This is a genomic window from Streptomyces sp. NPDC002809, from assembly GCF_040295435.1.
GTDB lineage: Bacteria > Actinomycetota > Actinomycetes > Streptomycetales > Streptomycetaceae > Streptomyces.
Genome location: NZ_JBEOVJ010000005.1, coordinates 103,581 through 129,640, shown reverse-complemented (window position 1 = coordinate 129,640; position 26,060 = coordinate 103,581). Strand labels below are relative to the sequence as shown.

22 protein-coding genes and 3 tRNA genes are annotated in these 26,060 nt (G+C 71.2%); 10 read left to right on the top strand and 15 right to left on the bottom strand.

Features of this window, described 5'->3' with window-relative positions; all coding sequences use genetic code 11:
- Positions 1-3: 3 nt before the first annotated feature.
- Positions 4-77: transfer RNA gene (locus ABT025_RS05255), tRNA-Lys, on the bottom strand.
- Positions 78-260: 183 nt separating this feature from the next.
- On the opposite strand from ABT025_RS05255, the gene ABT025_RS05250 reads away from it, so the two are divergent.
- From ABT025_RS05250 to ABT025_RS05235, 4 genes are all read left to right on the top strand, one after another.
- A complete protein-coding gene (locus ABT025_RS05250; RefSeq protein ID WP_350990045.1) occupies positions 261-1,613 on the top strand; it encodes a peptidoglycan-binding protein in 1,353 nt (450 codons plus the stop codon).
- Positions 1,614-1,980: 367 nt separating this feature from the next.
- On the top strand, positions 1,981-3,933 hold the full coding sequence (locus ABT025_RS05245) for an SPFH domain-containing protein (RefSeq protein ID WP_350990202.1): 1,953 nt from the start codon (positions 1,981-1,983) through the stop codon (positions 3,931-3,933).
- A gap of 158 nt (positions 3,934-4,091) precedes the next feature.
- Positions 4,092-4,682: a lytic polysaccharide monooxygenase auxiliary activity family 9 protein gene (locus tag ABT025_RS05240; RefSeq protein ID WP_350990043.1), complete on the top strand. Its 591-nt coding sequence runs from the start codon at positions 4,092-4,094 to the stop codon at positions 4,680-4,682.
- 26 nt (positions 4,683-4,708) lie between these two features.
- Positions 4,709-6,385 carry an AMP-binding protein gene (locus ABT025_RS05235; RefSeq protein WP_350990041.1) on the top strand — a complete coding sequence of 559 codons (1,677 nt, stop codon included), beginning with the start codon at positions 4,709-4,711 and terminating at the stop codon, positions 6,383-6,385.
- Here the strand turns inward: ABT025_RS05235 and ABT025_RS05230 are convergent.
- Together ABT025_RS05230 and ABT025_RS05225 are read right to left on the bottom strand one after the other, a co-directional pair.
- Positions 6,365-8,059, bottom strand: a complete 1,695-nt coding sequence (locus tag ABT025_RS05230; protein WP_350990038.1) for an MFS transporter — start codon at positions 8,057-8,059, stop codon at positions 6,365-6,367. The two genes, ABT025_RS05235 and ABT025_RS05230, sit on opposite strands and share 21 nt — an antisense overlap.
- Positions 8,060-8,189: 130 nt before the next feature.
- Positions 8,190-8,263: transfer RNA gene (locus ABT025_RS05225), tRNA-Lys, on the bottom strand.
- Between the two features lie 243 nt (positions 8,264-8,506).
- On the opposite strand from ABT025_RS05225, the gene ABT025_RS05220 reads away from it, so the two are divergent.
- Positions 8,507-9,025 carry a GtrA domain-containing protein gene (locus ABT025_RS05220; protein ID WP_350990036.1) on the top strand — a complete coding sequence of 173 codons (519 nt, stop codon included), beginning with the start codon at positions 8,507-8,509 and terminating at the stop codon, positions 9,023-9,025.
- 39 nt (positions 9,026-9,064) lie between these two features.
- On the opposite strand, the gene ABT025_RS05215 is transcribed toward ABT025_RS05220, so the two are convergent.
- The 6 genes from ABT025_RS05215 to ABT025_RS05190 form a co-directional block, all read right to left on the bottom strand.
- Positions 9,065-9,823 carry an IclR family transcriptional regulator gene (locus ABT025_RS05215; RefSeq protein WP_350990034.1) on the bottom strand — a complete coding sequence of 253 codons (759 nt, stop codon included), beginning with the start codon at positions 9,821-9,823 and terminating at the stop codon, positions 9,065-9,067.
- A 166-nt stretch (positions 9,824-9,989) separates the two neighbouring features.
- Positions 9,990-10,841, bottom strand: coding sequence for an ectoine/hydroxyectoine ABC transporter ATP-binding protein EhuA (gene ehuA, locus ABT025_RS05210; protein ID WP_350990033.1), 852 nt, complete (start codon positions 10,839-10,841; stop codon positions 9,990-9,992).
- Complete coding sequence (gene ehuD, locus ABT025_RS05205; protein ID WP_350990032.1) at positions 10,831-11,475, bottom strand: ectoine/hydroxyectoine ABC transporter permease subunit EhuD; 645 nt, start codon at positions 11,473-11,475, stop codon at positions 10,831-10,833. Before ehuD ends, ehuA begins: the two co-directional genes overlap by 11 nt.
- Complete coding sequence (gene ehuC / locus ABT025_RS05200; RefSeq protein ID WP_350990031.1) at positions 11,472-12,206, bottom strand: ectoine/hydroxyectoine ABC transporter permease subunit EhuC; 735 nt, start codon at positions 12,204-12,206, stop codon at positions 11,472-11,474. The genes ehuD and ehuC overlap by 4 nt, the downstream gene beginning before the upstream one ends.
- Positions 12,207-12,225: 19 nt before the next feature.
- A complete protein-coding gene (gene ehuB / locus ABT025_RS05195; protein WP_350990029.1) occupies positions 12,226-13,128 on the bottom strand; it encodes an ectoine/hydroxyectoine ABC transporter substrate-binding protein EhuB in 903 nt (300 codons plus the stop codon).
- A gap of 256 nt (positions 13,129-13,384) precedes the next feature.
- The gene (locus tag ABT025_RS05190) at positions 13,385-14,344 is read right to left on the bottom strand and encodes a D-2-hydroxyacid dehydrogenase (RefSeq protein WP_350990027.1); all 960 of its coding nucleotides are present in this window, start codon (positions 14,342-14,344) and stop codon (positions 13,385-13,387) included.
- 198 nt (positions 14,345-14,542) lie between these two features.
- On the opposite strand from ABT025_RS05190, the gene ABT025_RS05185 reads away from it, so the two are divergent.
- Both ABT025_RS05185 and ABT025_RS05180 read left to right on the top strand, forming a co-directional pair.
- Positions 14,543-15,322, top strand: a complete 780-nt coding sequence (locus tag ABT025_RS05185) for a maleate cis-trans isomerase family protein (RefSeq protein WP_350990025.1) — start codon at positions 14,543-14,545, stop codon at positions 15,320-15,322.
- A 91-nt stretch (positions 15,323-15,413) separates the two neighbouring features.
- Positions 15,414-16,511: an LLM class flavin-dependent oxidoreductase gene (locus ABT025_RS05180; RefSeq protein ID WP_350990023.1), complete on the top strand. Its 1,098-nt coding sequence runs from the start codon at positions 15,414-15,416 to the stop codon at positions 16,509-16,511.
- A 225-nt stretch (positions 16,512-16,736) separates the two neighbouring features.
- On the opposite strand, the gene ABT025_RS05175 is transcribed toward ABT025_RS05180, so the two are convergent.
- Positions 16,737-18,602 (bottom strand): putative bifunctional diguanylate cyclase/phosphodiesterase, encoded by a 1,866-nt coding sequence (locus ABT025_RS05175; protein WP_350990021.1) that lies wholly within the window; start codon positions 18,600-18,602, stop codon positions 16,737-16,739.
- A 418-nt stretch (positions 18,603-19,020) separates the two neighbouring features.
- On the opposite strand from ABT025_RS05175, the gene ABT025_RS05170 reads away from it, so the two are divergent.
- On the top strand, positions 19,021-20,235 hold the full coding sequence (locus tag ABT025_RS05170; RefSeq protein WP_350990019.1) for a M6 family metalloprotease domain-containing protein: 1,215 nt from the start codon (positions 19,021-19,023) through the stop codon (positions 20,233-20,235).
- Positions 20,236-20,293: 58 nt separating this feature from the next.
- Here ABT025_RS05170 and ABT025_RS05165 read toward each other — a convergent pair.
- The 4 genes from ABT025_RS05165 to ABT025_RS05150 form a co-directional block, all read right to left on the bottom strand.
- A tRNA-Lys gene (locus ABT025_RS05165) sits at positions 20,294-20,367 on the bottom strand.
- Positions 20,358-21,077 (bottom strand): bifunctional DNA primase/polymerase, encoded by a 720-nt coding sequence (locus ABT025_RS05160; RefSeq protein WP_350990017.1) that lies wholly within the window; start codon positions 21,075-21,077, stop codon positions 20,358-20,360. Before ABT025_RS05160 ends, ABT025_RS05165 begins: the two co-directional genes overlap by 10 nt.
- Positions 21,078-21,372: 295 nt before the next feature.
- On the bottom strand, positions 21,373-21,714 hold the full coding sequence (locus tag ABT025_RS05155) for a DUF8844 domain-containing protein (RefSeq protein ID WP_350990015.1): 342 nt from the start codon (positions 21,712-21,714) through the stop codon (positions 21,373-21,375).
- A 259-nt stretch (positions 21,715-21,973) separates the two neighbouring features.
- On the bottom strand, positions 21,974-22,900 hold the full coding sequence (locus tag ABT025_RS05150) for a quinone oxidoreductase family protein (protein WP_350990013.1): 927 nt from the start codon (positions 22,898-22,900) through the stop codon (positions 21,974-21,976).
- Positions 22,901-22,986: 86 nt separating this feature from the next.
- Between ABT025_RS05150 and ABT025_RS05145 the strand changes: the two genes are divergently transcribed.
- On the top strand, positions 22,987-23,445 hold the full coding sequence (locus tag ABT025_RS05145; RefSeq protein WP_350990011.1) for a MarR family winged helix-turn-helix transcriptional regulator: 459 nt from the start codon (positions 22,987-22,989) through the stop codon (positions 23,443-23,445).
- 158 nt (positions 23,446-23,603) lie between these two features.
- On the opposite strand, the gene ABT025_RS05140 is transcribed toward ABT025_RS05145, so the two are convergent.
- A complete protein-coding gene (locus ABT025_RS05140) occupies positions 23,604-24,335 on the bottom strand; it encodes a TetR/AcrR family transcriptional regulator (protein WP_350990009.1) in 732 nt (243 codons plus the stop codon).
- 138 nt (positions 24,336-24,473) lie between these two features.
- Between ABT025_RS05140 and ABT025_RS05135 the strand changes: the two genes are divergently transcribed.
- On the top strand, positions 24,474-26,033 hold the full coding sequence (locus ABT025_RS05135; RefSeq protein ID WP_350990007.1) for an FAD-dependent oxidoreductase: 1,560 nt from the start codon (positions 24,474-24,476) through the stop codon (positions 26,031-26,033).
- Positions 26,034-26,060: the final 27 nt, after the last annotated feature.

The following is a 26,060-nucleotide window of genomic DNA, read 5'->3' as shown; positions in this document are numbered from 1 at the left end:
GCGTGCGCCGCCAGGGACTCGAACCCCGGACCCGCTGATTAAGAGTCAGCTGCTCTAACCAACTGAGCTAGCGGCGCCTGCTGACCTGGAGAACTCTACCCGATCTCCGGCCGTGCTCCTGACCATTTCCCCTCCGCCACGGCCTGTCGGATGGTCGTTTTTTCTCTTCTATCCGTCAAAATGCGATATGTCAGGAGAGTTGAGACACTGACGCCCGTACAGATGCGCCCAAAGATCTTGACGAGTGCGGAGGGAATCGCATGACTGTGCCGGCCTTCGAGGACTACGTACCTGCCATCGACTGCACCTGTGCGGGATGCGCCGTTCAACGGCGCACCGCAGCCGGGGGACTGCCGACGCGCTATGGAGGACATCCCGCCGCGCACGGCGCGCGGCGGGCGATGGTGCTGGTCACCGCTGCCGGGGTGGTGCTGAGCGCCGGTCTCGCGGAGGCGGCGGGCGCGGCGGCCGACCCGGCCCCGGTGACGGACCCGGGCCGGGCGGCCGACCCGGCCCCGGTGACCGGCGTGGCGGCCGACCCGGTCGAACCGGGGCCGGACAGTCCGCAGGGCGGACCGGGGCCGTTGCAGGGTGCGGGGGCCTCGGGACCACCGGCGTCGCAGGCGGGCGCACCCGCGCTGCGCACGACCACTCGGGCCGACATCATCAACCGGGCGAAGAAGTGGGTCACCGCGCAGGTCCCGTACAGCATGGAGAAGTACTGGTCGGACGGGTACCGCCAGGACTGCTCCGGCTACGTGTCGATGGCCTGGAACCTGCCCGGCAACGAATGGACCGGCAGCCTCTCCACCTACGGGACGCGCATCGCCCGGGAGGAACTCCAGCCCGGCGACATCCTGCTCTTCCACAACCCGGCCGACCCCGGGAAGGGCTCGCACGTCACGATCTTCGGCGGCTGGACCGACTACACACACACCCATTACACGGCGTACGAGCAGACCAAGCCGCACACCCGCAAGCAGACGACGCCCATGGCGTACTGGACCAACTCGGGCAGCTACGTCGCCTACCGGTACAAGGGGCTGACGACCGGGTCCGGTGGCAGCGACTCGACGAAGACCCTGTTCCCGGGTGCCGGGAAGTTCGGCGCAGGCGCGAACAACGCCTACGTCACCCGGCTCGGCAAGATGCTCGTCGACCGGGGCGGCAAGCGCTTCTACAAGATCGGGCCCGGCCCCGTCTGGAGCAGCGCCGACCGGCTGGCGACCCAGGCGTTCCAGAAGGCCCAGGGCTGGACGGGCAAGGAGGCCGACGGCATCCCCGGCCCCGACACCTGGCGCCTGCTGGAGAACGGAACCGGCCATGACATCCCCGCCGCGGGCAGCAAGGCCGCAAACGGCGGCTCCGCGGCGGTCCCGGCCTTCCCCGGGCGCAGCTATTTCAGGCCGGGTCAGTCCAACAGCCATGTCGAGAAGCTCGGCAAACAGTTGGTGAAGAAGGGATACGGCAAGTACTACCTGTCGGGACCCAGCTCTCGGTGGACCGAGGCGGACCGACGCAATGTCGAGGCCTTCCAGAAGGCCCAGGGCTGGCGAGGCACGGAGGCCGACGGCTATCCGGGGCCGGAGACCTGGCGGCGACTCTTCGCGTGACACGACGCACATGACGGAGGCGGTAATGCGATCCACGGTGTCGGACAGCTCCGGGAACCCGGAGAACCGGGAGGACTCGGAGTACGGGGAGGAGAGGTACGGGGCGGTCCCGGTACGGGAGTGGGTGGGGCCGGATGGACCGGGCCGGGTCACGGACGCCTGGGCCGCGGCGGGGGAGCGGGCCGGGTCGGGCGGCTGGGCGGCGGAGTACGGGCAGGCGGGTCCGGGCTTGGGTACGGATGCGGGGCCGGGCATGAGTCCGGGCTTGGGCCCGGATGGGGGGCCGGGCGTGGGCCGGGACGCGGGTCCGCACACCGGTTCCGGCTTGACCGCTGCCGGTCCGGCCGAGGTGCCAGGCGTGGTCGACATGCCCGGCGCTCCGGTGCCGGGGCCGGACTCCGTCGTCGACCTCGTGCTCGACCTGGTGCCGGGCGAGGGCGAACGCGCGGGCTCCTCCTTCGGCGCGACCTCGGCCTCGGTGTCGGTCCCGGCGACGGACCGGGGTCCGTGGCCCGCGCCGCCGGCGGTCGCGGCCGCGGATGCGGTGTCGGACAGGGCGAAGAGCGACCCGGTGCCGACGATGCCGACAGTGCAGACGCTGTCGACGGCACCGACGATGCCAGAAGCGCCGAAGACGGCGGAGATCTCGGAGGCGTCGGAGATCTCGGCGGCCTCCGGCCTCGGTCCGGTGTACCGGCCCGCCGCCGGCGCGCCCGCCGTCGGCCGGCCGTCGCTGCGCGACGCCCGGCCGAACGCCTCGGACCTGGTGCCCGCTCCCGCGCCGGAGGCCGATGCGTCGTCCGCCGGCGATCCGCAAGGCGACGCATCGGCCGAGGCTGCCGAAGCCGGTGTGCTCGTCATGGCGGGGGCCGCATCCGGAACGTACGGGTCGGAAGCAGCCTCCGCGCCCCGGACCCGCGACGCCGCCGTGTCCGCTCCCGCCCGGGGCGATGTGCAGGACACCGACGTGCAGGACACCGATGTGCAGGACACCGTCGTGCACGACACCGATGTGCAGGACACCGATGTGCAGGACACCGTCGTGCAGGACGCCGTCGTGCACGACACCGCGCCCGTGCCCGGGCCGGGGCTCGCCCCCGCGTCCCTCTCCGTGGTGTTCACCGGCGAGGACACCGGCGAGTCCCGCACCGACACCCGTGTGGACACCGGCGAGTTCCGCGCCGACGCCCGTGTGGACACCGGCCGGCACCAGGCGGTCATCGCCAACGAGCGCACCGCTTCCATCCCGGTGCACCTGCTCTTCCGTGAGGAGGCCGAGGCCGGGGAGGACGCCACGGCGCTGCCGGCCACCGTCGTACGACGGGCACCCGTGGGTGAGCAGCCGGCCGGTGTCCGGCGGCCGCCGGTGCCGAGGACTCCGCAGGTGCGGCCCCCGACCCGGCCCGCGCCGGTCGCCGACCCCCGGCTCCACGAGCGGCCCGGACCGGCGCTGCCCGGCTGGGTCGCGGTGCTCACCGGAGCCGGCGGGATCGCCGCCATCGGTGGGGTCCTGTGGTGGGCCGGTGCGTTGCCGGCCCGGGTCCTGTCGCGGATCGGGGTCGGCCCGCGACCGTACGACGGACTCGGTATCGGCGCCTGGGCGGCGCTCGCGCTGCTGGTGACGGTGGTGCTCTTCGCGTTCGGCGGTCTGACCCGGGGGCGCGTCGGGTACACGTGGGTGCTCACGCTCTTCGGCCGGTACCGGGGCACCGTGCGGCGGACCGGGCTGATGTGGGTCAGCCCGCTGCTCCTGCGGCGCCGGGTCGACGTCCGGCTGCGGCACTGGCGCAGTGAGCCGCTGCCCGCGATGGACGCCAACGGGACCGCCCTGCGGGTCGTCGTCCTCGTCGTGTGGCGGGTCGAGGACACGGTGCGGGCGACGTTGGGGGTCGAGGACCACGAGGAGTATCTGCGTGAGCAGGTCGAGGCGGCCATGGCGCGGGTCCTGTCCCAGCTGCCCGCCGACGCCTTCCACGAGGACGCGCACACCCTGCGCAACGCGGAGGCGGTCGGTGACGCGCTGACCCGGATGCTGAAGGCGGACTGCGAACCGGTCGGCATCGAGGTGTACTCGGCGCAGCCGACCGGAATCGAGTACGCACCGGAGGTGGCGGCGGCCATGCAGCGGCGTCGGATCGCCGCCATCGACGCCAAGCACCGGGACAGCGTGCTGACTTCGGTGGTGGACGCCGTGGACGACACCGTGAACCGGCTGACCGCCCGGGGTCTCGTGGAGCTCGACGACTACGAACGGAAGTCCCTGGTCAAGGACTTGACGGTGGCCTTCTACACCGGCCGCAGTGGTGGGGACAGCGCCTGAGACGTTCTGCCCGGCACCTCGGAGGCAACCGGAATCCAGCTCTCATTGGTCTGGACATGTTCATGATGCGTCAATAATCTAGGCCTTGGTCTAGACCGCACGACACGCGCGTAGCAGTGCTCATGGAACCTCCCCCACGTCTCCGAGGAGCGGCAGCAATGCGTAAGAAGACAGGCGCGGCCCTGGTCGGCCTTGCGGTAGCGGGCGTCTCGATGTTCGCGACCAGCAGTGCCGGCAGCCACGGCTACACCGACAACCCCATCAGCCGTCAGAAGCTCTGCGCCAACGGCACGGTGACGAACTGCGGCAACATCCAGTGGGAGCCGCAGAGTGTCGAGGGCCCGAAGGGCTTCCCGGCGGCCGGTCCCGCCGACGGTGCGATCTGCTCCGCCGGTCACGGCGAGTTCGCCCAGCTCGACGACCCGCGCGGCGGCAACTGGCCCGCCACCAAGGTCACCGCGGGCCAGGGCTTCAGCTTCCGCTGGCAGTTCACCGCCCGGCACGCCACGACGGACTTCCGCTACTACATCACCAAGAACGGCTGGGACCCCACCAAGCCGCTCAAGAGGTCCGACCTGGAGTCCCAGCCCTTCATGACGGTGCCGTACGGCAATCAGCAGCCGCCGTCGACCCTGACCCAGCAGGGCACCATCCCCACCCAGAAGACCGGGAAGCACATCATCCTGAGCGTCTGGAACATCGCAGACACGGCCAACGCGTTCTACTCGTGCTCGGATGTTCAGTTCTGACGCCTGGTCGGTTACCGTGCGGCGCCATGGGGAGCGCAGGCACCGTCGCGGAGCTCGTACAGCGCCAATGGGGCGACCACCGGCCCGGTCTGAGACATGAGGGCACCGTCCTCAGTCACCACCAGGTCGCCTCGGGTGCTGCCGCACGGGCCGCGCTCCTGGCGGATCTGCTGCCGGCGGGCAGCGAGCCGCACCTCGGAGTGCTGCTGGACAACACTCCCGAATTCCCGTTGTGGTTGAGCGCGGCGGCCCTGGCCGGGGCCGCCGTCGCGGGCATCAACCCCACCCGCCGCGGCGCCGAGCTGGCCCGCGACATCCTGCACACCGAATGCCGGGTGCTGATCACCGAGCGCGCCCATCTGCCGCTGCTCGACGGCCTCGCGCTGCCGGGCGTACGGGTGCTGGTGACCGACACGGACGCGTACGCCGCGCTGCTCGCCCCCTACGCCGGGGCGCGGCCGGGTGACACGGTCCTGAACCGGCCCGTTCCCGCGACCCGGATGCTGCTGTACTTCACCTCGGGGTCCACCGGTGCGCCCAAGGCCGCGATCTGCACCCAGGGGCGGCTGGCGGCGGCCGGACGGTCCCTCGTCGGCCAGTTCGGGATCCGGGGCGAGGACGTCCACTACATCTGCATGCCGATGTTCCACGGCAACGCGGTGATCGCAGACTGGTCCCCCGCACTGTCCGCCGGGGCCGCCGTCGCACTGCGCCGCCGCTTCTCGGCGTCCGGCTTCCTGGCCGACGTACGAGCTCACGGCGCCACGTACTTCACCTATGTCGGCCGTGCCGTGCAGTATCTGCTGGCCACCCCCGAGCGCCCCGACGACCGCGAGCACCCGCTGCGGCTCGGTTTCGGCACCGAGGCGGGCGCCGTGGACGCGGCCCGCTTCCGGGAGCGGTTCGGCGTGCGTCTGGTCGAGGGGTACGGCTCCTCGGAGGGCGGGGCGGCGATCCAGCGGACGCCGGACACCCCACCGCGTGCGATCGGCCGGGCGTCCGACCGGGACGACCTCGCGGTCGTCGATCCTTCGAGCGGCCGGGAGCGGGTCGCCGCGGTCTTCGACGCGGGCGGCACTCTCGTCAACGGAGCCGCCTCGATAGGTGAGTTGGTGAACCGGGGCCGGACCCCCTTCGAGGGGTACTGGCGCAACGAGGCGGCGGACGCCGCCCGGGTGCGCGACGGCTGGTACTGGACCGGAGACCTCTTCTTCCGGGACGCCGACGGTTTCCTGTACTTCGCGGGCCGTACGGAGGACCGGCTGCGGGTCGACAGCGAGAACCTGGCCGCCGCGATGATCGAGAACATCCTGGCCCGCTGGACCGAGGCTGCGGCCGTGGCCGTCTACGCGGTGCCCGACCCGGTCGCGGGGGACCAGGTCATGGCGGCGCTGGCGCTGCGCGACGGGGTGCGGTTCGATCCGGAGGCCTTCGCCGCCTTCCTCCGGGACCAGCCCGACCTGGGGACGAAGATGGCCCCCCGGTTCGTGCGCGTCGTCCGGTCGATGCCGGTGACGGCGACGAACAAGGTGCACCGGGTCGGGTTGCGGCGCGAGGGATTCTGGTCCGGGGGACCGCTGTGGTGGAACGGGGCCGGCGGGGCGTACGTACCGTTCGGCGACGGACAACTGAGCTCGCTGGTGCGGGAGTACGAACAGCACGGGCGCCAGGACCTGCTGTCCTCACACGGCGGAGGGCTCTGAGACGGCGGGCTTTGAGGCGGCAGCCGGTTCCGAGGCGGCGGCCGGTTCCAGGGCAGCGGCGGGTTCCGAGACGGCGGGCTTTGAGGCGGCGGGCTTTGAGGCGGCAGCCGGTTCCGAGGCGGCGGCCGGTTCCAGGACGGCGGCCGGTTCCAGGACGGCGGCCGGTTCCAGGGCAGCGGCGGGTTCCGACGCGGCGGCCGGCTGCCGCAGGCGCGTCACGGCCAGCACGGCCCCCACCAGCAGGAGCAGGCCGCCGGCCACCGAGGCGTACTGCATGCTGTGCACGAACGCGTCCCGCCCGACCGCGATCAGTGAGACGTCACCGGTCGACAGCGCCCCCGGCAGCGTCTTGCGGGCCACCTCGGGCGCCGAGTCCGGCATGTCCGCGGCGTAGACCGCGGTCGCCACCGCACCGAGCAGTGCCATCCCCATCGCCCCGCCGAACTCCTGCCCCGTCTCCAGCAGCGAGGCCGCCGAACCCGCCTTCTCCGGCGGGCTGGTGGACAGGGCCAGGTCCGAGACGAGCGCCATGACGGTGACGATCCCGCAGCTCATCACGGCCGAGCTGATGAGCAGGACGGCGAGCGAGTCCGTGCCCGACAGGGCGAGGACGCCGAAGCCGGCGGCCGCGATGACGAAGCCGGCGCAGATCACCCGGGTGCGCTCGGTCCGCTGGGCGATCGCGGTGGCCGCCGGTGCGGCAGCGCCGACCGCCAGCGACGGGGCCAGGCTCCACAGCGAGGCCTCCATCGTGCTCATCCCGAGCACGGACTGCAGGTACTGCGTGGTGAAGAAGGACGCGCCCATCATGGCGAACGCGGCCAGCGCGTTCAGCCCGATTCCCGCGGCGAAGTTCCGGTCGCGGAACAGGTCCCTGCTGATCATCGCGTCGTTGCGGGTGCGCTGGCGCCGGACGAAGACCAAGCCGACGGCCAGCCCGGCGGCGGTGATCAGTCCGTTGCGCAGGTCCATCCCCTCGGCGGCGGTCTCCTTGACCCCGTAGACCACCGGGAGCACGGCCGCCATGGACAGAGGAACGCTCAGGAAGTCGAAGCGTCCAGGGTTCGGGTCCTTGAACTCCGGGACCAGCAACGGAACCAGGACGAGCAGCAGCACCATCGCCGGCACGTTGACCAGGAAGACCGAACCCCACCAGAAGTGTTCCAGCATGATGCCGCTGAGCACCGATCCGAGCGCGATGCCGCCCGCCATGGCACCGGACCAGATGCCGATGGCCCGGCCGCGCTGCTGATCGTTGCGGAACATGTTCCGCACCAGGCCCATGGTCGACGGCATCAGCGTCGCACCGCCGATCCCGAGCAGCGCCCGGGCCGCGATGAGCATTTCGGGGCTGGAGGCGTAGGCGGCGCCGACCGATGCCGTGCTGAAGGCGACAGCGCCGCACATCAGGAGCTTGCGGCGCCCGATCCGGTCACCGAGTGAGCCCATCGTGATGAGGAGGCCGGCCAGCGCGAAGGCGTACACATCGAAGATCCAGAGCTGCTGGGTGGCGCTGGGTGCGAGGTCCCGGTCGATGGACGGGATCGCGAAGAAGAGGACGGACACGTCCATCGAGACCAGGAGGAGAGGGAGGAGCAGGACCACGAAAGCGGTCCACTCCCGACGGCCGGCGAGATCCCCGGAGGCAGCTGTGGTGCGCGAAGAGGTTGGCATGCCAGGAAATATACGAGCGTGTAAAACAGTTGTCTAGTACGCACGTGTAAAACACCTGTACATCATCGCGGGCAGCACAAAACACACGAGGCGGTCTCCGTTGAACGGAGACCGCCTCGTGTGGTGTCTGTGCGCCGCCAGGGACTCGAACCCCGGACCCGCTGATTAAGAGTCAGCTGCTCTAACCAACTGAGCTAGCGGCGCTTGCTGACTCGAAAATAATACCTGCTCTCCAGGGGTGCTGACGACACGCCTTCGCGACCCTCCTGACCTGCGCATTTGTGACTTCTGCGGCGGTGTGGCGCCAGCGTGGAGGCGGGTGGTGCCACATTTCACTCGCAGTGGCGCCATTGATGTGCCACTATGGCGCCACGAAGGAAAGAAACTTCGGTCTCGCGGAGCGAAAGGCTCGTGCCGGACGTGGTGGGCGATCAAGGGGGACGGGTCATGGAGGCAATACGGCGGCAGCGGCAGCCGGCGGCACCTACCGCCTTCACCGCCTTCGTCCGCTTCGTGCTCTGCGGTGGCGGAGTGGGGATCGCCTCCAGCTTCGCCGTGGCGGCCCTGGCCTCCTGGATCCCCTGGGTTCTGGCCAACGCCCTGATCACCGTGGTCTCCACGCTCCTCGCCACCGAACTGCACGCCCGCTTCACCTTCGGCGCAGGCGGTCGTGCGACCTGGCGTCAGCATGGTCAGTCGGCCGGTTCGGCGGCGGCGGCGTATGTGGTGACCTGTCTGGCGATGTTCGCCCTGCCGCAGTTGGTGGAGGCGCCCGGGGCCGTGCTGGAACAGGCCGTCTACCTGTCCGCCTCGGCGCTCGCCGGCGTCGCGCGGTTCGCGGTGCTGCGTCTCGTCGTCTTCGCGCGAAACCGCTCGGCGGCCGCGGTCACCGCCTGTCCCGCCCATGCGGTCGTGGCCCACGCGCTGGCGCCGGCCGATGCCGCGGAACTCTGCCGCGCCGCCTGACCTGCCCGGGCGGCGGGCGGGGCTCCGGGGCGGTGGTGACTACAGGGCCAGTGACAGCAGCACCGGCGCGGCCCGCCGGTTCAGCGCGTCCGCCGCCGCGCGCAGGCGGTGTGCGTGCTCGACCGGCAGGGACAGCGCCAGGCATCCCGCCGACGCACCCGCCGTCAGTGGCACCGCGGCGCACACCGTGCCGACCGCGTACTCCTGGAGGTCGAGCATCGGCACCGTCGCCGGCTGGCTGTCCAGCTTGGAGAAGAGGACCTTCTCGCTCGTGATCGTCCGCGACGTCAGCCGGGCGATCTTGTGCCGGGAGATGTGGTCGCGCCGCCCGTTCTGGTCGAGCTGGGTCAGCAGGCACTTGCCGATCGCCGAGGCGTGCGCCGCCGACCGGAAGTCCACCCACTCGTTGACCGCGGGCGTCCGCGGGCCGTCGGCGTACTGCGTGACCCGGATCTCGCCGTCCACGTACCGGCTGATGTAGACCGCGGCGCCCACCGAGTCCCGCAACTGGGCCAGGGTCTGCTGGAGCTTGGCCTCCAGGGCCTGTCGACGGGCCGCGCCGGAGCCGAGAAGCAGCAGTGAGGCGCCGGTGACGTAAGCGCCGTCGGTGATCTGCTCGACGTACCCCTCGCGGCGCAGCGTCAGCAGCAGGGAGGTGAGATGCCCGACGGGCAGTCCCGTCTCCCGGGCGATCTGGGTGTCCGTCACACCGTTTCCGTGCTTGGAGACCGTTTCGAGAACACGAAGGGCGTACTGCACCGAATGGAACGGCGCGGTCGGTTCGGGCTTCAACGCCACGGTTTCCCCCTACCAGGTTGTGACCGCAAGCTCTGCCCTCACGATAGCCGCCAAGAGGCCGTTGAGGGGCGGCTGTTGACTACTCGTTGGTGCGCCCCGGCCCCGTCAGCTGGGGCGCACCCGTCTGGCATATGCCAGAGTCAATTACGATCGACGGATGGCGAGGTCACAGCACCGCGTTGAGGAATTCGCGAGTACGTTCGTGTTCGGGATCGGAGAAGATTTTTTCCGGCGAACCCGCCTCCACGACCCGTCCCGCGTCGAACATCAGTACCTTCTCCGAGACGTCCCGGGCGAAACTCATCTCGTGGGTCACGCACAGCATGGTGATGTCGGTGTTCCTGGCGATGTCGCACAGCAGGTCCAGCACCCCCGCCACCAGCTCCGGGTCCAGCGCGGACGTCACCTCGTCCAGCAGCAGGATCTCCGGCTCCATCGCCAGCGCCCGCGCGATCGCGACGCGCTGCTGCTGGCCACCGGAGAGCTGGGACGGATGCGCGTCGACCTTCGCTGACAGCCCGACGAGGTCGAGCAGCTCCCGGGCCCGGGTCTCCGCCTTGTCGCGGTCCATGCCCAGGACGTTGACGGGCGCCTCGGTGATGTTCTGCAGCACCTTCATGTTCGGGAAGAGGTTGAACTGCTGGAAGACCATCCCGATCTTCTTCCGCGCCTCGCGCAGATGCTTCTCGGACGCCGGCCTGAGCGTGCCGTCGGCCGCCTGCATGTGGGTCAGTGGATCACCGTTGATCCGGATCACGCCGTCGCTGACCTTCTCCAGCGTCATCAGCAGTCGCAGGATGGTGGTCTTGCCCGAGCCGCTGGGCCCGATCAGCGTGACGTGCTCGCCGCGCTCGACCGTGAAGTCCAGCTGGTCGAGGACGACATGGTCGCCGTACCGCTTGACGACCTTGTCGAACCGGACCAGCGGATGCGCGGTGCTCCGGGGGGCGGGGACCGCGACGACGTCCTCGGGGGCCGTGGCCGCGGTCTTCTGCAGGGGGAGAGGTTCAGTGGCCAAGGCGCTTCTCCAGCTTCCTCATCAGGAGTGACGTGGGGTAGCTCGCGACCAGGAAGACCAGTCCGGCGAGTGTGAACACCTCGGTGTACGCGAAGTGGTCACCCCCGTACTTACGGGCTTCGAAGACCATCTCCTGCACCGTGATCACGGCGAGGAAGGGGGTCTCCTTGAACATCGAGATCGCGTAGTTCCCGAGTGCGGGCAGCACGTTGCGCACCGCCTGCGGCAGGATCACGGCCTGCCAGGTCCGCCGGGGTGTCATCGACAGCGCCCGGCAGGCCTCCCACTGGCCCTTCGGCACACCGTCGATCCCGGCGCGGTACACCTCCGAGGTGTACGTGGCGTAGTGGATGCCCAGCACCACGATGCCGATGGTCAGCGGCTCCACCGAAGTGAACAGCGCGGCCGCGCCGACCAGCTGGACCAGCAGCGGGGTGGAGCGGACGAACTCCATCACCACCTTCACCGGCACGGTCACGAACCGGCTCGGGGCCCTTCCGGCGACCGCGATCGCCAGCCCGAGCACCGCGGCGACGAGCGTTCCCAGCAGTGTGGCGAGCAGGGTGACCTTGAACCCCTGGAGAACCAGGGGCAGGGCCTCCCCGGCCGCGTTCCAGTCGAAGCCTTCGTTCACCGGGCACCTCCCGCGGCCGGGGCCGTCACCGCGCTGCGGGACTTCAGCAGACTTCCCCCGCCGGTCGCCAGGCCGAGCCGCCGTTTGGCGGACCGCTCCAGCAGGTTCATCAGCAGGGTCAGCGCGTAGGCCAGCACGAAGTAGCAGGCCAGCAGGGTCAGATACGCGGTGAGGGTCTCACCCGTACGGCTGCGCAGCTTCTCGATCGCGGTCATGAGGTCGGCCGCCGAGATCAGCCACAGCAGGGGCGTGCACTTCAGCAACTGGATGAAGAGGTTGGTGAAGGACGGGATCATCTGCACCCACGCCTGCGGGAGGATCACCTTGCGCATCCGGTGCAGTGGCGTCATGTTCAGCGCGACCGCCGCCTCGTACTGGGCCCGCGGTACGGAGTTGATGGCACCGCGCACCACCTCGGCGCCGTAGGCCCCGTAGTTGAGGCCGAAGGCGACGACACCGCAGAGCAGCGGCGACAGCTCGTACCCCGTCAGCGGGGGCATCGCGTAGTAGAGCCAGAACAGCTGGACATACAGCGAGGTGCCGCGGAAGAACTCCACGACCACGCGTGAGACGCCCCGCGAGACCAGCAGCCGGCTGATCGACATCAGGCCGAGGACGAACGAAAGGAACAGCGCCAGGAGCGCGCCAAGGACGGTGGCCTCCAGGGTCACCCACAGGCCCGAGCGCAGCTGTGGCAGGTCGTCGGCGAAGGCCGAGAAGAAATCACTCATGCGGTGGGTCCCGTCCCTGTCAGCCCTTGCACAGATCGGCCGTCTTCAGCGTGGCCGGCGGGAGCTCGGTGGCCCCGAAGCCGTAGTCCCGCAGCAGCTCCACGTAGCGCGACTTGTCGGAGACGATCTTCTTCAGCTCGCGGTTGAAGGCGTCCCGCAGCTCCTCGTTGCCCTTGCGGAAGACGGCGCCACCGGGGCTGTACTGCTTCACGCCGTCGAGCTCCGGCAGGAAGGCCTCGGTGACCTCGGTCTCCGGGTTGGTCTTCGCCAGCCAGCGCAGCGAGATGCCGGTGAGCAGGAACGCGTCGACCCGGCCGCCCTTGACCGCGTCCGCGCCGTCCTGCGGCTTCTGCAGCGACTTGATCCTGTCCTTGGATATCCCCGCACCCTCGGCGTACGAGCCCTCGACCGCGCCCGCCATCACGCCGACGGTGATCCCGGCGGCCTTCGCGGAGGCGAGGTCGGTGACCTTCTTCGGGTTGCCCTTCTTCACCATCAGCGCGGTCGGCGAGATGAACTCGGGTTCCGAGAAGAGGGCGTTGGCGCAACGCTCGGGCGTGATCGCCATACCGGCGCTGACCACGTCGTACTTGGCGGCCTGCAGGCCGGGGATCAGCCCGTCCCACTCGGCGAGGGTCGGGCGCAGTTCGTCCACGCCGAGCGCCTTGAAGATCTCCCGGTGCAGGGTGGGCGCCTCACCCTTGAGGACCTTGCCCTCCATGTAGCCGTACGGGGCCTCGTCGGCGTACGCGACCCGCACGAATCCCTGCTTGCGGAGCTTGTCGAGCGCCCCCTCGCCGTCGGCGGAGTCGGCGCCGGTCTTGCTGCACGCGGCGAGCAGGCCGGGGACGACGAGCAGACCGCCCACGGCTGCCGATCGGTTGAGAAAGCCCCGGCGGGACAGGTTCGGGAAGTCAGCCATGGTTCGCAGTCTCCTGGAGGGGTCGAACAGTCCGGACAGGGTTGACGCCTGCCCGATCCCGTACGTCTATGCAGGAGGAGGGCGCATGTAACCGAACGGTGGCCGGAGGGTGACCTTCCCGTGTCCGGACATGGGCGGAGTGCGACGGACCGTGTGCGGGGCGTATGTCGTTGCGCGGTGCGGTGGATGACGGGTCGTTATCCGCAGATGTCCTTCATGGGGTGGTGAAGTGGGGTGTGAATGGCCCGGGTTGGGTTCATCCCTCCTTGTCCGTGCCGGGGATGTAGCCGAGCCGCTTGTCCACCACGTTCGGCAACGGCTCCCCTGCCGCCCACCGTTCGTACATCGCGACGAACTGCTCGCCCAGCCGGTCCCGCCAGCCCGCCGCGGCACCGCTCATGTGCGGTGACACGATCAGGCCGGGCACGTCCCACAGCGGACTGTCCGGGCCGAGCGGCTCACGCTCGAAGACGTCGAGCGCCGCCCCCGCGATCCACCGCTTGCGCAACGCACCGACGAGATCGTCCTCGACCACCATCGGGCCCTGGCCCACGTTGACGAACCGGGCCGACGGCTGCATCAGCCCGAAGAAGCGGCTGTCGAACATGCCGTACGTCTGCGGGGTCAGCGGTGCCGCGCAGATCACCCAGTCGGCGCGGGCGGCCAGCCGGTCCAGATCGCCGGCCCCGTGGATCGTGCGCCGGGCCGTGCGTCCCACCAGGGCCACCTCGACGCCGAGCGCCATCAGCAGCCGGGTGATCTCGCGCCCGACCGGACCGGCGCCGACGACCACCGCACGCGACCCGGCGACCCGGGCGGTCTCGCGGGGGCGCCACCGCCGGCGCCCCCGGAGCTCCAGGGTGCCGGGGAGGTCCTTGGCGAACGCGAGCACGAGGCCCGCCACGTACTCGGCCACCGGCTGCTCGAAGACGCCCCGCGCATTGGTCACCACGGTGTCGCCTGCCACCAGCTCCGGACAGAGCAGCCGGTCCACGCCCGCGCTCGCCGTGTGCACCCAGGCGGGGCGCGGCCCGCCGCCGGGCCAGGCGGCTCGTACCGCGTCCGAGGTGAAGTCCCACACCAGCAGGACGTCCGCCCCGGGGAGTGCCTCCGCCAGGCCGGCCCCGTCGGTGTGCCGCACCTGCACCCGCCCGGTCAGCGCGCCGAGGCGGGGCGGCGGATCGGCGTCCAGGACGAGCAGGACGGGCTCCGGCATGGGGGCGGGTTCCTCCGCGTCGGCTGGGGTCGGCTGAGGCCGCGGACGCACCACGCTCGCAGCCGCACCCCACCCCGTCAACAGGCCGGAGCGGTGACCGGGCGGATGGGGGAATACTGGAACAAGGGCGGGGAAAACGGCCAGTGCGGTCGCCCGCTCCGTGGCGGCCGGTTCGCCGCACCGGACAGGAAGGGTGACATGACGACCGTCGGATTCCTCTACCCGGGCCACTTCGCGGAAGACGACTACCCGCGCATGGAGATCCTGCTCGACAGCACCATCAGACTCGTCGTCCGGCACACGGAGAGCCCCGACGACGCCTACCGCGAGGACGCCCTGCGCGAGCTGGGCGCCCCGGGCCGGCTCGCCGCCGGTGTCGGGGAGCTCCAGCGCTCCGGGGTCCAGTCCGTCGTCTGGGCCTGCGACGCCGGCAGTTTCCTGTACGGCCCGCAGGGCGCCCACGACCAGGTCATGGCCGTGGCGAGGGCGGCGGGCGTCCCCGCCTCCAGCACGTCCATCGGCTTCATCCACGCCGTACGGAAGCTGGGTGCCAACCGGGTCGCGGTCGCCGCGACCTACCCCGAGGGCATCGCCGCGCAGTTCACCGCGTTCCTCCGGGCCGCGGGCATGGAGGTGGTCGCCACCCACGCGGCGGGCGTGGCCGGCGCCGCCGAGGCCGCTGCCTGGGAGTTCGACCGGGTGAAGGAGCTGGCCGTCGCGGCGGACCGCCCCGAGGCGGACGCGGTCCTGCTGCCGGACACGGCCCTGCACACGGTCGCCCACCTCACCGAACTGGAGGAGTTCCTCGGCAAGCCCGTCCTCACCGCGAACCAGGTGGCCGCCCGCGAGGCCCTGCGGCTGGCCGACCGCCCCGCCTGGTCGCCCCGGCTCGGCACCCTCTTCGAGGCCCGCGAATCGCCGCCGGCCCCGGTGGAGTGGGGGAGCGGACGGTCGTACGCGCACGGCAACCGGTCGTGACGGAGGTCCCGCCAGGGAATAAGCGGAGTCAACCTCCTGTTGGTGTGCTGCGGACCGAAGGACAGCTGAGCACCACCGGAGAGGCCAGGACGTGGACGAGATTCGAGGCGACGAGATCCGTGGCAAGGCGGAGGGGACGGCACCCGTGCCCCTCTCCGTCCTTGATCTCGTGACCGTGGGCCAGGGCCGCACCGCGACCCAGGCCCTGCGTACCGGTGTCGAGATCGCACAGCTCGCCGAGCGCCGCGGCTTCCACCGCTACTGGGTCGCCGAGCACCACTCCATGCCCGGCGTCGCCTCCTCGTCGCCTGCCGTGATCCTGGCTCACACCGCAGCCCATACCGAGCGCATCCGGCTCGGCTCCGGCGGCGTCATGCTGCCCAACCACGCCCCGCTCGTCATCGCCGAACAGTTCGGCACCCTGGAGGCCATGGCCCCCGGCCGCGTCGATCTCGGCCTCGGCCGAGCCCCCGGCACGGACGGTGCCACCGCCGCAGCCCTGCGCCGCACCGAGCGGCTGAACGAGGGTGCCGACGACTTCCCGCAGCAGCTCATGGAGCTCACCCGCTTCCTGGACGACGACTTCCCCGACGGCCACCCGTACGCCCGCATCCACGCCGTCCCCGGACCCGTCCAGGCCACCTCCGAAGGCGGCGTCCAGTCCCCGGCCCGCCCGCCGCTGTGGCTGCTCGGTTCCTCCGGTTTCAGCGCCCGGCTGGCCGGCATGCTCGGCCTGCCCTTCGCGTTCGCCCACCACTTCTCGGCCCAGAACACGATTCCGGCCCTGGAGCTGTACCGGGAGTCCTTCAAGCCGTCCGCGGTGCTGGACGCCCCGTACGCCCTGATCGGCGTCGCCGCCCTGGCCGCCGACGACGAGCGCGAGGCCCGCCGCCAGGTCCTGACCGGTGCCCTGTCGATGCTCCGCCTGCGCTCCGGCCGCCCCGGCCTGGTCCCGACGCCCGAGGAGGCCGAGGCGTACGCCTTCAGCCCGATGGAGCGGGAGTTCGTCGACAGCTGGCTCGTCAACATCGTCCACGGCACCGCGGACGAGGTCCGCACCGGCCTCGACGACCTGGCCAAGCGCACCGGCGCCGACGAACTGATGATCACCGCCAACGCCCACGGCGGCGAGGTGCGCCTGCGCAGCTACGGCCTCATCGCGGACGCGTACGGCCTGCCGGGGGCCTGACCTCCGTCGTCACGTCGCGGAAGCCGGTCCGGCCCCTGCGCGAGGGGCCGGACCGGCTTCGGCGTACCGGGCCGTCACTGCCGCGGCCCGGCGAAGGAAGAAGACGAGTGGCGTGGCCGCGTACACCGGTTGTTCCGGACGCGGTCCAGGACTTCGTGCGCAGCTGTGTGGAGCCGCGGCCGGGCGGGGGCGCCGCCCCCCCAGCGGCGGCGGCCGGCCGCCCGCTCAGGCCTTCAGGGCCCGGGCGCCGAGCAGTTCCGTGATGCGTTCCGGGGCGACCGCGCGGGAGTAGAGCCAGCCCTGCCCGGTGTCGCAGCCGATCCGGCGCAGCCGCTCCGCCTGCCCGGCCGTCTCCACGCACTCCGCGGTGACGGTCAGGCCCAGCCGGTGGGCCAGCTGGACCATGGCCTCGACGATGGTCTCGTCGGCGGGGCTGGGATGCGTGCCGTCCTCGTACCGGAAACCGCGGACGAAGGCGCCGTCCAGCTTCAGTACGGAGACCGGCAGGCGGCTCAGATAGGCGAGGTTGGAATAGCCGGTACCGAAGTCGTCGATGGCGATCCGGACCCCCATGTCGCTGAGTGACTGCAGGGCCTGCAACGGCCGGCCCGCCGACCCCATCACCGCGGACTCGGTCAGCTCCAGTTGCAGCAGCGCCGGGTCCAGACCGGTCTCCGCGAGGATCTCCGCGACATCGGTGACCAGGTCGGAGTCCCAGACCTGCCGGACGGCGACATTGACGCTGATGAACAGCGGCGGCTCGTCCGGGTGGTCGAGCTGCCACTGCCTGGCCTGCCGGCAGGCCGCCCGCAGCACCCACCGGCCGAGCTGCACGATCGAGCCGTCCTCCTCGGCGATCGCGACGAACCGATTCGGCGAGAGCAGGCCGAACTGCGGGTGGTTCCAGCGCACCAGCGCCTCCACACCCCGTACGACACCGTCGGCCAAGCAGACCAGTGGCTGGTACTCGATGGTGAACTCACCGCGCTCGACCGCCGGGCGGAGATTGGACGACAGGGCCTGACGAGTCATCCGGTGGGCGTTGCGTTCGGGGTCGAAGAGGGTCCAGCGGGCCTTGCCGTCCGCCTTCGCCCAGTACAGGGTCGTGTCCGCCGCCTGCATCAGGCCCGTGGCCGAGGTACCCGCGACGGGGCGTTCCACCACGCCGATCGACGCCGAGACCGAAAGCCGCTGACCTGCCAGGTCGAAGGGCTGCTGCAACGCGGCGAGCACCGTGCGGGCGAGTTCGGTCAACTGCTGCGTACCGGTGGACTCCTCGACCAGGATCGCGAACTCGTCCCCGCCCAGACGCGCCACCAGGTGGGCGCCGGTGGAGTGCGGGCCCTCCTGCTCGGCACAGTCCGTGAGCCGGGCGGCCACGGCGGCCAGCAGCCGGTCCCCGATCCGGTGTCCCAGGGTGTCGTTGACGGCCTTGAAGCCGTCCAGATCGAGGTAGCAGAGCCCGATCCGGCGCCGTCCGGGCACGCTGTCGTCCTGGTACGGCGCCGTCTCCAGGACCGCCGAGAGCCGCTCGAAGAACAGCGTCCGGTTGGGCAGCCGGGTCACCGGGTCGTGCATCTGGAGGTGCCGCAGCCGCTTCTGGAGCTCGCGCCGGTCGCTGACGTCGGCGACGGAGAGCAGGACCTGGCCGGGTGCGGCTCCGTCCCCCTGCCCCGGCGCGGCGGCCATCGGCACGACGGTGATCTCCGCCCACAGCGAGCGCCCGTCGCGGTGCTTGAGCCGCCGCGTGCAGCGGAAGCGGGAGCGCCGGCCGTGCAGCACCTCGCGGTACGCGTGCCAGGTGCGGCCGTCCGCGGCGAGGTCGACCAGATCCGATGCGGACTGCGCGGTCAGCGCCGCCGCCCCGACACCCGTCAGTGCGGCCAGCGCCTCGTTGGCGGTGACGATCAGGCCTTCGTGGTCGACGACGGCCATCGGGAGCGTGGCGGCCCGGAACGCGGCCCGGTAGTCGTGCGGCTCGGAGGGGGCCCCGGTGGACGGCCACGCCTCGTCACGTTCCGTGACGGATGGCGGTGGGGAAGAGAGTGCTGTGCCCGCCGCGGGCCTGGGCCCTTCGGAGGTTCCGCTCACCGTTCGCTCCCGCCGTGCAGTTCTGTCCCGGACACCTGTGGTCGGACTGGCCCGCCGCGTGGAGCGCCGTCGTCAGAGGCGGAAACCGCGCAGGAAAGCGAGGTGAAGCATAGAGGCTGGCACCTCGGCCGTTCCAGCGCCCCGACCGTTACGGGCCCCGCGTCCGCTGCACTTGAGCCATTCGCGGGGTGATCCAGTTTGCCTGCGACTGATTGTTTCTGTGCGGCTTCGTTCCCTCCCGTTGCATCGGTGATCGATTGTGACTGAGTGTGAAGGATGCGCAGGGTTCGGCCGCTGACCCGACTGGGGCAGCTCAACAGGACGTACTTCCCGAAACGCCAGAAGGTGGTCAGGAGGGTCCTGGAGCCCGCACCCCGTACCGGAGGTAGATGTGCCGCGTCAGCAAGGGCCCGGAGGGATGGAGAGACCGAGTCCGCGCGCGGTGGCCGCCGGGCTGATCTCCCTCCTGGCGCTCGCCGCCACCTCTCTCGTCGCAGGCCCCGCCGCGGCCGCCACGGGGGAGGCGACCCCCTGCGCGCTGCCCCGGACCGAGGCCCACCACTCGCTCGGTCTGGACGAGTGGAACGGCGCCTATCCACGCCCCGACCACACACTCGACGCGGTCATGGTCTTCCTCTCGTTCCCCGACGCCCGGCCCGCCACCACTCCCGCCGAACTCGCAGCCGACCACTTCCCCGCCACCACCGACTTCTTCAGGCGCGCCTCGTACGGGAAGTTCAACCTGCGCCCGCACCCCTTGCAGCACTGGATCCGGATGCCCAAGCCCTCGGTCTGGTACGGGATACAGCGCGACTGGGACGACGACCGGCGCAGCGCCTACCTGCGCGACGCGATCGACGCGGCCGACCCCGAGGTCGACTTCTCGGCGTACGACATCGTCTACCTCGTCGCCGACCCGGACGCCCCGGGCGTCGACTCCGACGCCACCAAGGTCGTCAACTTCGACCGGCCGCTGCACGCCGACGGTACGGACATCAGGCGTGTGGTCACCGTCTTCGAACAGCACCCGCCCGACCACAACGTCCTCGCCCACGAGACCGGACACGTCTTCGACCTGCCCGATCTCTACCACCGGCCCTCGGACGGCAAGGGGGACTGGGACACCTACGTCGGGGACTGGGACGTCATGGGGAGCCAGTTCGGCCTCGCCCCGGACCTCTTCGGCTGGCACAAGTGGAAGCTGGGCTGGCTCGACGACCGGCAGGTCACCTGCATCCAGAGCAGCCGTGTCGTCACCCTGGAGCCGATGGCGGCCGTACCCGTGACCGGTGAGTCCCTCGGGACCCGGCTCGCCGTGATCAGGACCGGCGAGGGCAGCGCCGTGGGCATCGAGGCCCGCAGCGCCACCGGCAACGACAGTGCGACGTGCACCGAAGGTGTGCTGCTCTACCGGATCCGCAACCGGACGCCGTCGGGCGGCGGGCCCGTCGACGTCCTCGACACCCACCCCGACACCGACGCCTGCTGGGACCGGTCGGTCTACCCGCCGCTCGCGGACGCCCCGCTGAAGGTGGGCGAGACGTATTCCGTCCCCGGCGGGCACACCACGGTCGAGGTCGCCGACCGGACACCGTCGGGCGCTTGGACGGTCCGGATCACCACGGGAACCTGAAGCGGCGGACGACAACGAAGAAGCCCCCTCGCTCTCGCGAGGGGGCTTCTTCCGTCTGTGCGCCGCCAGGGACTCGAACCCCGGACCCGCTGATTAAGAGTCAGCTGCTCTAACCAACTGAGCTAGCGGCGCCTGCTGACGTCGTAGACATTAGCACCCTGATCCGGGGGAGGAAAAATCGAAATCCGGGGCGCCGGAGCGGGCGCCGACCGCGCCACCCGGACGCAGGCCCAGAGCAGGACGTCAGGCCCCGGGAGCCAGGGATCACGCGTGTCGGGGGCGACCAGCCAACGGGGCCCGGCGGAGGCCGTCCCGCAGGTCAGGGGCGGGACCGTCACCGCGTCCCCGGCGCCGTGGCAGAGCAGCGGGGGCACCTTCGGGCCGCTCTCGTCCGGACCCGCCAGGTCCCGCCCGGACCGGGTACCCGGTCCGGATCCCCACTCCTCCCAGTCCAGCAACGACGGCAGTCGCTGGGCGGTGCCGGGGGAGGCGAAGAGCAGCATCCGGCCGCGGTGCGTGGCGACCGGGCCGGAGCCCGGACCGTCGGCCCACAGGTGCTCCAGCATCCGGCGCCCGAACAGCGTCGGCACGTTCACCACGTCGAAGGCGGAACCGCACGGCAGGACCCCGGGCGCGGAGGGGTGCGACTCCCACTGGGCCAGGGTGCTGCGCGGATACGCCGCGGCTCCGGCCAGCCAGGCGGCGCCGGCCGCGGTCACCTGAGCCGTCTGGTTTCCGGCCTGCTCGCGCAGAACGGCGAAGATGTCGGCGTCTTCACCGGCGTGGTGGCGGGGCCCGTCGCCGTGGTGCAGGGTCGTTTCGTCTGGCAGCCATGCGGTCATGTGCACAGGTCTACCCGGAGTGATCACCCGGATTCCGAGAGTTGCCGGAAATCGGGACAGGTTGGGGTAGTGGGGAGTATCTTGCGCACCTGGCATATGCCAACGGTTGTACCCGGAGTCACCGCAGGGTCGGCCGCGTAGGCCGCGCCGCGACGGCGGGTGCTCGGCCCGTTCGGGCGGCGGGCCCTCGGGTCGTTCGGGCTTCAGGCCCTCGGCCTGTCGGGGTGGTGGGCCCCCTCGGCTCCCGGGGCCCCCGCGGCTTGTTCGAGCGGCGGGGGCTCGGCCCGTTCGGGCTTCAGGGCCTCGGGTCGTTCAGCAGGGTGCGGCCGAACTCGACCATCTTCGTCGCGTAGTCCTCGGTCCACTCCGCCCGCTGAGCGATGTCCGCGGTCGTCAGCCGGTCGAACCGGCGGGGATCCGCCAACTGCGCCGCCGCGATCGCCTGGAACTCGACCGCCCGGTCCGTCGCGGCGCGGAAGGCCAGCGTCAGCTCGGTGGCGCGGCTCAGCAGCTCCTTCGGATCGTCCATCGACTCCAGGTCGAAGAAGTGCTCAGGATCCGCGACCGCCGCCGACGGCTCGAAGAGCAGGGGTGCGGGGCGCAGCCGCTGCTGCTCGTTCCGCTCGGGTTGTGCCATGTGGTTCTTCCTCCTCCGGTGGGCCCGACGGCCACCCTCCATTGTCCAGCCCGCCGCAAGGGCGCTCGGGGCGTATCGCGGAAGTCGTGTTCGCCCCCATGCGCCCCCGCCGTCAACGTCCCCGGCGCGCCCGGTGTTCCGCCGCTGCTGCGGGGCGTTTCGGGAGTGGAGGCTTGCGGCCCGCCCGCCTGCCCTCGCGCCTGCCCGCCCGCCTGCCCTCGCGCGAAGCGGGGCGGGCGGGCGGGCCGGGGAGGTGGGGCTACGGGACGAAGACGAGGCGCTCGTTGGTGCGCTCGTTCCATACCTGTGCGATGTCGGCCAGCGGTACGGCCCTGGCCCGGATGTCCAGGGCGCCCTCGGTGACCGCCTCGGCCAGTTCCGGCAGCTCCGCGATGAAGTCGCGGGGCGAGACCGAGCCGATGCCGCTGCCCAGGATCTGCAGCCGCGCCGCACGCAGCGCCGAGGAGGGGACGGGGGCGGTCGGGCCGGCCATGGATCCGATCTGGATCCAGGTCAGCGGGGCGGAGCGATCGGCGCGGGCGGTGAGCATCGGGAGCATGGCGCCGGCGGCGGGCTCGCCCCACACGAAGTCGAGGACGACGTCGACGTCGGCCGCGACCCGGGCCTCGTCGAAGGTGATGGTCCGGTCCGCGCCGAGGGCCTCCAGTTCCTTGAAGCGGGTGGTGTCACGGCCTGCGGCGACGACCTGCGCGGCGCCGAACCGCTTCGCGATCTGGATCGCCATGCTTCCGGCGCTGCCGGTGGCGCCGAGGACGAGCACGCGCCCGCCTTCGCGGAAGTCGATGCGCCGGCGCATCGCCACCCAGGAGGCCATGCCCGGATTCATCGCGGCGGCGATGCGGACCGGGTCGATGTTGTCCGGCAGCAGCACGCTGCGGCGGGCGTCGATCACGGTGCGCTCCGCGAACGTGCCGAGATCCGTGTCGTCCATGGCCGCGTAGCGAAGGCGTCCCGAGCCGTCGCGCACGACTCCGTCGACGCCGGGCACGAGCGGGAAGGTGCCGGAGCTGGAGTAGTGCGTGCCGTTCGCCTTGGCCCGGGTGAGGTGGTGCAGGCCCGCGGCGAGGACCTCCACCACCATGTCGTGCTCGCCGGTGGCGACGGGATCGGGGTGCTCGCCGTAGGCCGGCGGGGCGTCGAACGAGGTGATGACCGCAGCATGCATGAGGGGCTCCCACTCGGATTCGTTTGTATTACCAAGCAAATCCAGGGTTGTTGGTAATGCAAACAATGTCAAGTAGGGTGGTGTGCATGACCACCGACGACTCCGCGGACGCCCTGGTCGACGGACTCGTGCGCAGCGCGTTCCAGGTCATGGGCGTGCTCACCCGTATCGGCGCCGAGCAGGACCTGTCCCTCACGCAGTTGCGGGTCCTCGGCATCGTCAGGGACAGGCGCCCCCGCATGAGCGAGCTGGCGGCCTTTCTCGGGCTGGACAAGTCGACGCTGTCCGGCCTGATCGACCGCGCCGAGCGGCGTGGTCTCCTGACGCGCGCCGCCAACCCGGACGACAAGCGGGTCGTCGATGTCGTCATCACCGACGCGGGCCGTGAGCTCGGCGAGCGGGTGTACCAGGAGGTCAGGGACGCCCTGGCTCCGGCGACGGGCCGACTCGACGCGCCGCGGCGCCGCCGGCTCGCCGAGCTGCTGGAACCCGTTCTGACCCCGCCTCTGCCGTCCGCCGCGCCGCGCCCCACCGGTCAGCGCTGAGGGGTCTTCGCGCCCGCAGGCCGTCCTCCCGCACGGCCTGGTGCCGCAGCCCGCGGGCCGGCCGGGCTGCGGCGTGCGCGCCCAGCGGCCACCAGCGGGGGCCCGTGGCCGCCCGCGAGACCCGCGGCCACCCGCGAGGACCGGTGGCCGGGGCGGGTCTACGTGGTGGGCGGGTGGAGGGTGGTGATGCCCGTGAGCACCAGGTTGATACCGGTGAGGAACTGTTCGCGGTCGTCGTGTTCGCGCATCTGGTCGGCGATGGCCCGGACGAACGGGTAGTCCTCGGGGTCCAGGTCCAGCCATGCCCGGGATGCGGCGTCGAGGAACTCGGTGCGGTCCGTTTCCGAGCCGGGGGCGTCGTCGTCGGTGTCCAGGCGGCTCTGGGTGGTGGCGCCGAGGATGTAGTGGGCCAGCGTCGAAGTCGTGGCGAACCATTCGCCTCGCGGTACACCCAGCGCACGGACCTGCCGGCCGATGCTCTCGAAGATCCTCAGCGTGACCGGTCCCCGGGACTTGCGGATGAGCTGGGTGGCGAGCTGGCCGGCGAGCCAGGGGTGCTCGGTGACCGCGTCGAACAGCCCGAGCGCGATGTTGCGGATCCCGTCCTGGGGTGAGCCCGCCGGCCCGCCGGTCCTGCCGTCTTCGGCTACATCGGGCGTCGCGGCCAGGGCGGCGACGACGACCTTCTCGGTCGCGGCGTCCAGGAGGTCGTCCATGGTGCCGATGTGCCAGTAGACCGCGCCGGGTCCGGTGGCCAGGCGCTCGGTCAGTGCCCGGACCGTCAGGGCGCCCTCTCCCGCCGCGTCCAGCAGTTCGACGGAGGTCCGGACGATCTGCTCCAGGGTGAGCGCCTGCCTGCGCCGCGGTGATTGACGTGTCCGTGTGGCCATCCGTCCATTCTGTCATGTTGGAGCATCGATCCATCATGGAGCGCCGATCCATCATGGAGTACCGTTCCAGTATTGGAGCGTCGCTCCAGAAGGGGTGCCCGGGTCTCGCCCGGCACCCTGCTCCGAGAAAGGTTCAACATGTTTGACGTGATGATCGTGGGTGCCGGACCGGTTGGGTTGTTCCTCGCCGGTGAGCTCGCGCTGGCGGACTGCTCGGTCCTGGTGCTGGAGCGGGACCCGGAGCCGGACTCGGCGTTGAAGGCGCTCCCGCTGGGGTTGCGGGGGCTGAACGCCGGATCGGCCGAGGCGTTCCACCGCCGCGGGATGCTGGAAGCGCTGATGAAGGCCTCGGGTGCCGATGCCCGCGCGGTCGGTGCGGACCCCGGCGCGCAGGAGGCTCCGGCTCCTCGTGACGTGAGCCATTTCGCCGGCATACGGCTCGACCCGGCCGCCATCGATGCCGCCGCCCTCCCGTCCCGTCTGCCGGGCCCGGCGATGGAGGGCTTCATGACGAGCCTCGAAGCCGTCGAGTCGGTGCTGGCCGAGCGGGCGGCCGGGCTCGGCGTACAGGTTGTGCGGGGCGTGCCCGTCCAGGCTGTGACGCAGGACCGCGACACCGTCGTCGCACGAGCGGGCGGCCGCGACCACCGGGCGCGCTGGCTGGTGGGATGTGACGGCGGACGCAGCACGGTGCGTGCGGCGGCGGGCTTCGACTTCGTCGGGACCGAGCCGCTGTTCACCGGCTACGTCGCCCGCGTCACCTTCGCCGATTCCCGGAAGCTGGACCTGGGCTTCAACCTGACGCCGACCGGCATGTACCTGCGTACGCCCTTCGAAGGGCACCTGGGAATGATGGACTTCGACGGGGGTGCCTTCGACCGCTCGCAGCCGCTGACCCGCGACCGTCTTCAGGAGGTCCTGCGCCGCGTCTCCGGCACCGACGCGACACTGACCGAGGTCCATCTCGCGTCCAGTTTCACCGACCGCGCGATGCAGGCCACGACATACCGGAAGGGCCGCGTTCTGCTGGCCGGTGACGCGGCCCACATCCATTCACCGCTCGGGGGCCAGGGACTCAACCTCGGCATCGGCGACGTCATGAACCTCGGCTGGAAACTCTCGGCCACCGTCCGCGGCGACGCGCCCGACGGCCTGCTCGACACGTACACCGCCGAACGCCATCCCGTCGGCGCGGCGATCCTCGACTGGTCGCGTGCCCAGGTGGCCACGATGAATCCAGGTCCCCACGCCCCGGCCCTGCGGCACATGGTCCGTGATCTGCTCGGCACCCGGGACGGAACCACGCACGTCTTCCGGAACACCGCCGGGCTGTCCCACCGTTACGACCTGGGCAGCGAAGAGCCGCTGGTGGGCCGGACCGCCCCTGACTTCCGTTTCGACGACGGCAGCCACCTCGGCGACCTGCTGAGGGAAGGTCACGGCGTCGCGCTCGACTTCACCACCGACCACCGTCTGCACGACGCGGTGACGGGCTGGAAGGGCCGGATCCGTTACGCGGCCGGGCCGGTCAGCAACGACCTCGGACTCGGCGCCCTGCTGATCCGGCCCGACGGCATCGTCGCCTGGACCGAGGCCCACGCCCCCGGCCCGGTTCCCGCCCCCGACTCCGCCCCCGCCCCCGACTCCGAAGCATTCCGGCACGCCGCGACCCGCTGGTTCGGCAGCCCGACCGCCTGAGACGCGGAGCCCGACGACACGCAGCGG

Bases quoted from the DNA above. Each gene is read 5' to 3' on its own strand.
- ABT025_RS05250 (WP_350990045.1), top strand. From the start codon at position 261: ATGACTGTGCCGGCCTTCGAGGACTACGTACCTGCCATCGACTGCACC.
- ABT025_RS05245 (WP_350990202.1), top strand. From the start codon at position 1,981: ATGCCCGGCGCTCCGGTGCCGGGGCCGGACTCCGTCGTCGACCTCGTG.
- ABT025_RS05240 (WP_350990043.1), top strand. From the start codon at position 4,092: ATGCGTAAGAAGACAGGCGCGGCCCTGGTCGGCCTTGCGGTAGCGGGC.
- ABT025_RS05235 (WP_350990041.1), top strand. From the start codon at position 4,709: ATGGGGAGCGCAGGCACCGTCGCGGAGCTCGTACAGCGCCAATGGGGC.
- ABT025_RS05230 (WP_350990038.1), bottom strand. From the start codon at position 8,059: ATGCCAACCTCTTCGCGCACCACAGCTGCCTCCGGGGATCTCGCCGGC.
- ABT025_RS05220 (WP_350990036.1), top strand. From the start codon at position 8,507: ATGGAGGCAATACGGCGGCAGCGGCAGCCGGCGGCACCTACCGCCTTC.
- ehuC (WP_350990031.1), bottom strand. From the start codon at position 12,206: ATGAGTGATTTCTTCTCGGCCTTCGCCGACGACCTGCCACAGCTGCGC.
- ehuB (WP_350990029.1), bottom strand. From the start codon at position 13,128: ATGGCTGACTTCCCGAACCTGTCCCGCCGGGGCTTTCTCAACCGATCG.
- ABT025_RS05190 (WP_350990027.1), bottom strand. From the start codon at position 14,344: ATGCCGGAGCCCGTCCTGCTCGTCCTGGACGCCGATCCGCCGCCCCGC.
- ABT025_RS05185 (WP_350990025.1), top strand. From the start codon at position 14,543: ATGACGACCGTCGGATTCCTCTACCCGGGCCACTTCGCGGAAGACGAC.
- ABT025_RS05170 (WP_350990019.1), top strand. From the start codon at position 19,021: ATGGAGAGACCGAGTCCGCGCGCGGTGGCCGCCGGGCTGATCTCCCTC.
- ABT025_RS05160 (WP_350990017.1), bottom strand. From the start codon at position 21,077: ATGACCGCATGGCTGCCAGACGAAACGACCCTGCACCACGGCGACGGG.
- ABT025_RS05155 (WP_350990015.1), bottom strand. From the start codon at position 21,714: ATGGCACAACCCGAGCGGAACGAGCAGCAGCGGCTGCGCCCCGCACCC.
- ABT025_RS05150 (WP_350990013.1), bottom strand. From the start codon at position 22,900: ATGCATGCTGCGGTCATCACCTCGTTCGACGCCCCGCCGGCCTACGGC.
- ABT025_RS05145 (WP_350990011.1), top strand. From the start codon at position 22,987: ATGACCACCGACGACTCCGCGGACGCCCTGGTCGACGGACTCGTGCGC.
- ABT025_RS05140 (WP_350990009.1), bottom strand. From the start codon at position 24,335: ATGGCCACACGGACACGTCAATCACCGCGGCGCAGGCAGGCGCTCACC.
- ABT025_RS05135 (WP_350990007.1), top strand. From the start codon at position 24,474: ATGTTTGACGTGATGATCGTGGGTGCCGGACCGGTTGGGTTGTTCCTC.